Here is a 4,702-nt window from a genome sequence, read left to right as displayed (position 1 = left end):
AGGGGACTTGGGATGCTTAAGATAAAGACAAGTAATTTGAAGCCAGGAATAAAGCTGGGGAAAGATATTTATTCTTATGATTCCCAGCTTCTCTTGACCAATGGCAGCACCATTACCCAGGAACATCTCGACAGCTTTGCGCGGAGAAATATCGAAGAAGTATTCATTTTGGATGAATCTCAGCGTATTAAGCCGGAGCACCAGTTCGAAGATGTTTACCAGGATGCCCTGGAAGTGGTTAATTCATTTATGGTTGGGGCTATGCTGGGAAGTGCCCTGGATTTCCAGGAAATAAATAAAACCGTGGATTTATTGCGGGAACAGGCTTTTGATGCTATCGACCTTTTCCGACAAATGCGCTTGATGAAGGATAAGGGGGATTATCTTTTTACCCATTCGATAAATGTTTCCCTTCTCTGCATATTGATGGGAAGGTGGTTAAAGTGTGAGCAGAATACCATCAGAGAACTAGGAGTAGCCGGTCTTTTGCATGATGTGGGCAAGGTATTTATTGAAAACGATATTCTTAATAAACCCGGAAAATTAACGGAGCAGGAGTATGAGGAGATAAAAAAGCATACAGTGCTGGGTTACAATTTTATTAGTCAGAACATAAGTATGAATCGCGAAGTGGCCAATGCTGCCTTAATGCACCATGAAAGGGTAGATGGATCCGGTTATCCCTCAGGATTAAAGGGCCAATTAAACTTCTATGCTGCAGTGGTAGCTGTAGCCGATGTTTATGATGCCATTACATCGGCCCATTCCTACGCCAATAAAAGGTCTCCCTATTCTGCCGCTGAAATACTTTGGCAGGATTCTTTTGGTAAACTGGATGCCAGGATAACTAAAGTATTTTATGATAAAATCACTAATTTCTATGTAGGCAACAAGGTTTTGTTGAGCAATAAGAAAGAGGGACTAGTTATTTATGTAGATCCTTCTCAACCTACTCGTCCGATAGTTATGGTCGAGGATGAATTTTATAACCTGGCTATTGATCGTTCGATTACTATTCTGGACATAATTGATTAGGTATAATTAACAAAGACCTGTATAATGGCTTTATATGAATAAAACTCGATGACAAATGGAAGAATGAAAATACCTATTTAAGCCATAAAAAAATAAAAAAATAAAAAAAACATGATTCAATAGCAGGAATTACCGATTTTTTGAGGAATGAGTGTAAAATATGGATAAAAAAATTTTAAAGGGAGGACTATGTCGTGAACAAATCGGAACTGGTTAAATCTCTGGCTGAAAAGGCGGAAATTACCCAAAAAGATGCTGCCAAAGTTTTGGATGCAATGGTTGAGAGTATTCAGCAAGCCCTGGCCGGTGGGGACAAAGTGCAGATTATTGGCTTCGGTAGTTTCGAGGTCCGTGACCGCAAGGAAAGAAAGGTTATCAGTCCAGCAACGGGAAAAGAAATTACTGTTCCTGCTACCAAGGTTCCAGCGTTTAAACCCGGCAAATCACTCAAAGAAGCAGTAGCTGTTAAGAAGAAAGCCGCTCCAGCGAAGAGCGCTGCAAAGAAAAAGCCAGCCAAGAAGAAATAAGTCGGCAGATACAAAGAAAGAATAAAGATAAATACCAATAATAAAAGAGGCATATATATATGCCTCTTTTTATCGGGTAAGTTTATCCTCTAACCCAAGTATAACAATCTCCCCTACCCCCCGTGCCCACAACCACAATAGTGACCGCAGGGAGCATCAGGAACACCCTTTTTTAATTAAAAAAGTAAGTAAATCTATAAGCGGAGTTCTGTATTAGATAGTCATCTATCTGGGACAGCAGTTACCTGCTGCCTCTAGCGACCTAACCCGGGAACGAGACGGGCCGCCTCATTGTTCCCCTATTCGGTCTTGCTCCAGGTGGGGTTTGCCGAGCCATTCAGTCGCCTGAACGCTGGTGAGCTCTTACCTCACCTTTCCACCCTTACCGAAAACGGAGACCAGAACCCGGAGAAAATCCGACTTCCGTTCTCTGGACTTCGTTTTCGGCGGTTTCTTTCTGTGGCACTTTCCTTAGGGTTGCCCCCACTGGATGTTATCCAGCACCCTGCCCTGCGGAGCTCCGACTTTCCTCAGGTAATAAATACCTGCGACTATCTGATTTACTTACTTTATCTACAAAGATGCAAGGTTTATTATAATAGCCAGGGGACTAATTGTAAAGTTTTCGCGAAGTTGCGGAGAATTTGAAAAAACTTTTTTAAAAAGCAGGAAATGCTTATTTTCTATAGAATAGTCTAGATAGATCAAAACGGGGACTAACGGATTCTAACTTAAACATTTAGTTTCCTTGTGTTACTCAGCTTAAAGTATTAAAATATTAAGTAAAAGAAATAAAGAGGAGGTGAAAAGGTGTTAGCAATATTTGGATCAGCGGGTGCAGGGCACGGAATTTGGGCAAATCCCCTGGTAGTACTTGCAATAGTAGCGGCATCAATCTATATTTTCTTGAAATTCTGTAGTTGGGCAAAAAACCAACAGCTATCAGCCGGAGCCAAGAAGATGGTATTCATTATTACAGGTTTGGGCTTGGTAGTGTTTAATGTGCTATATGTCAGAGGCAATACAATGGTTCACGAAAGTGGTGATTGGAGCGGAGCTACCACCGCATTATTAGCATCTTTGGTATGGGTTTTCATTTTCGCTTATGCCTTGATGGCGGATACGAAAGCGGAATAATAAAAGGCTGAACAGGCGGCTGAGGGCCGCCTTTTTCTTTTATCAAGCTTAGTTTTAATTTTTATGGACGGTAGGTGCCTTGCTTATGGCTGAAAGGACGAGAATCACTTTAAAAAGCCCTGACGGGCCGCCTATGGAGTTCTGGACCTTGGCAGGTAAAAACCTCTGGGATAGCATAATGGCCAGCGGAATGGTCATCGGAGGGGCCTGTGGCGGTAAAGGAAATTGCGGCCAGTGCAAGGTTAGGCTGGAGGGAGAGATTGATGAAATTAGTGATAGCGAACGCCAGCATCTTCTTCCGGAAGAATTAAGAACCGGCACCAGGCTAGCATGCTTTTGCCGGGTTAAAGGGCCCCTGACGGTATATCTTGATCCCCTCGCTCTGGCTATCCAGGATCAGGCCTGGCTTAAGACCGATTCGCCCTATTCCGCTTTTTCCGCTTCGGTAAAAAATCGCCAGATTCTGATTCCGGGAATGGAGAAGGATTGTCCGGTTCCACTCCTTAAGCGCCTGGCCCGAGCCTTGCCCGGCTTAAAGTTGGAATTGAGCGTGGACAATTTAAACCAGCTGGCGCTTATTGACCGGTTGGGGAGACCTGCTTTGGAACTGCAGGCCCTGGTATGTCAGGAGCAAGCAGTAAAATATATCGGGCGCAGCAGGGAAAAGGCTTGTGGACTGGCCCTGGATTTAGGCAGCACCAGCCTCTTTGGTGCCCTGCTAGACCTGGAGGATGGGGAGCACTTAGCCATCTCCAGTAAAGCTAACATGCAGAGGATATACGGCGCAGATATCTTGTCCCGGGTGAGGCACTGTCTGGAAAACCCGGACGGACTGGAACGACTGCAACAGATCCTGTTGAATAACCTCTCCAGTATGATAGGAGAAATGCTGGAAGAGACCGGACTTTCACCGGAGCATATATACTATCTGGTGCTGGTAGGTAACCCGGTTATGTTGCACTTTTTTCTGGGATTAAATCCGGCAGGATTTGCCCGAGCACCATATGCCGGTCTTTTTTGTGATGAATTCACTTACCCGGCCGCAGGCCTGGGGCTTCCGGTAAACCAGAAGGCAGAAATACTGCTCCTTCCTCAAGTTGGCGGTTTTGTGGGTGCTGATACCGTGGCCGCTGTTTTAAGCCTGCCCGACTGGAGGAGCAGCCGTTTTTTGCTGCTTGATATAGGTACCAATGGTGAAGTTGTACTGGGAGACCGGGGGAAATTGTGGGCGGCTTCAGCCGCTGCGGGTCCTGCCTTTGAAGGTGGGGGAATCAGCAGCGGAATGATTGCTGGAGATGGCGCTATTGACAAGGTATTTCTAAACCCCGAAGGGGGACTGGAATATAACCTTATAGGAGAGAGCTTGGCCCGCGGGCTATGCGGTTCAGCGATTATTGATATAATAGCCTGCCTGTGGCGGGCGGCTTATCTGGATAGTAACGGCATAATTACTGAATTGGCCGGGGAGAAACTAAGAATGCGTCAGGGGGAAAGGGGAGCGGAAATAATCCTGGTGGAAGAAAAAGAATCCTTCCGGAGTACTCCGGTAGTCTTTAACCAGGAGGATATAAGGCAGGTACAACTGGCCAAAGCAGCCTTGCGGACAGCTATTGACATCTTGATGAAAGAAGCAGGATCAGGGCCGGAGAAGCTGGAAAAAGTTTACCTGGCCGGAGCTTTTGGCAATTACCTGGACCCCCGCAATGCGCTTGGCATAGGCTTGATTCCTCCGCTAGAAGAGGAGAGAATAAAAAATATTGGTAATGCTGCTGCTTCTGGAGCGATTGCGGCATTATTGTCTCAAGACAAACAGCGGGAAGCCCGCGCGATAAAGGAACAAGTACAGTATGTGGAACTCGCCCTATATCCTGATTTCCAGTCCCTCTACCTCAATAATTTGAATTTTCCCCTTGGAGCCGCCGGGAAGTAATGCTGAGTTTTGAATCTATGCAGAAACAGGGGGGGCTCCTTGAGGCAATAAGAACCCCCTCTTTTCATACCCA

The 4,702-nt window shown here is 45.5% G+C and carries 4 protein-coding genes and 1 other RNA gene; 4 read left to right on the top strand and 1 reads right to left on the bottom strand.

The window, feature by feature from the left end; genetic code table 11:
• Window positions 1-1,035: HD-GYP domain-containing protein (locus PHP87_RS10755; protein WP_299921222.1), on the top strand; the 1,035-nt coding region annotated here is incomplete at its 5' end.
• Between the two features lie 194 nt (window positions 1,036-1,229).
• Window positions 1,230-1,562, top strand: a complete 333-nt coding sequence (locus tag PHP87_RS10750) for an HU family DNA-binding protein (protein ID WP_299921220.1) — start codon at window positions 1,230-1,232, stop codon at window positions 1,560-1,562.
• Window positions 1,563-1,743: 181 nt separating this feature from the next.
• Here the strand turns inward: PHP87_RS10750 and rnpB are convergent.
• Window positions 1,744-2,129, bottom strand: an RNA gene (gene rnpB, locus PHP87_RS10745) — RNase P RNA component class A.
• Between the two features lie 243 nt (window positions 2,130-2,372).
• Here rnpB and PHP87_RS10740 point away from each other — a divergent pair.
• Window positions 2,373-2,699, top strand: a complete 327-nt coding sequence (locus PHP87_RS10740; RefSeq protein WP_299921218.1) for a hypothetical protein — start codon at window positions 2,373-2,375, stop codon at window positions 2,697-2,699.
• An 85-nt stretch (window positions 2,700-2,784) separates the two neighbouring features.
• Complete coding sequence (locus PHP87_RS10735; RefSeq protein ID WP_299921216.1) at window positions 2,785-4,629, top strand: ASKHA domain-containing protein; 1,845 nt, start codon at window positions 2,785-2,787, stop codon at window positions 4,627-4,629.
• Window positions 4,630-4,702: the final 73 nt, after the last annotated feature.

Source organism: Syntrophomonas sp., from assembly GCF_028707975.1.
Taxonomy (GTDB): domain Bacteria; phylum Bacillota; class Syntrophomonadia; order Syntrophomonadales; family Syntrophomonadaceae; genus Syntrophomonas.
The sequence above is the reverse complement of the archived record's forward strand: the minus strand, read 5'-3'. Positions and strand labels throughout refer to the sequence as shown.

Bases quoted from the DNA above. Each gene is read 5' to 3' on its own strand.
- PHP87_RS10735 (WP_299921216.1), top strand. From the start codon at position 2,785: ATGGCTGAAAGGACGAGAATCACTTTAAAAAGCCCTGACGGGCCGCCT.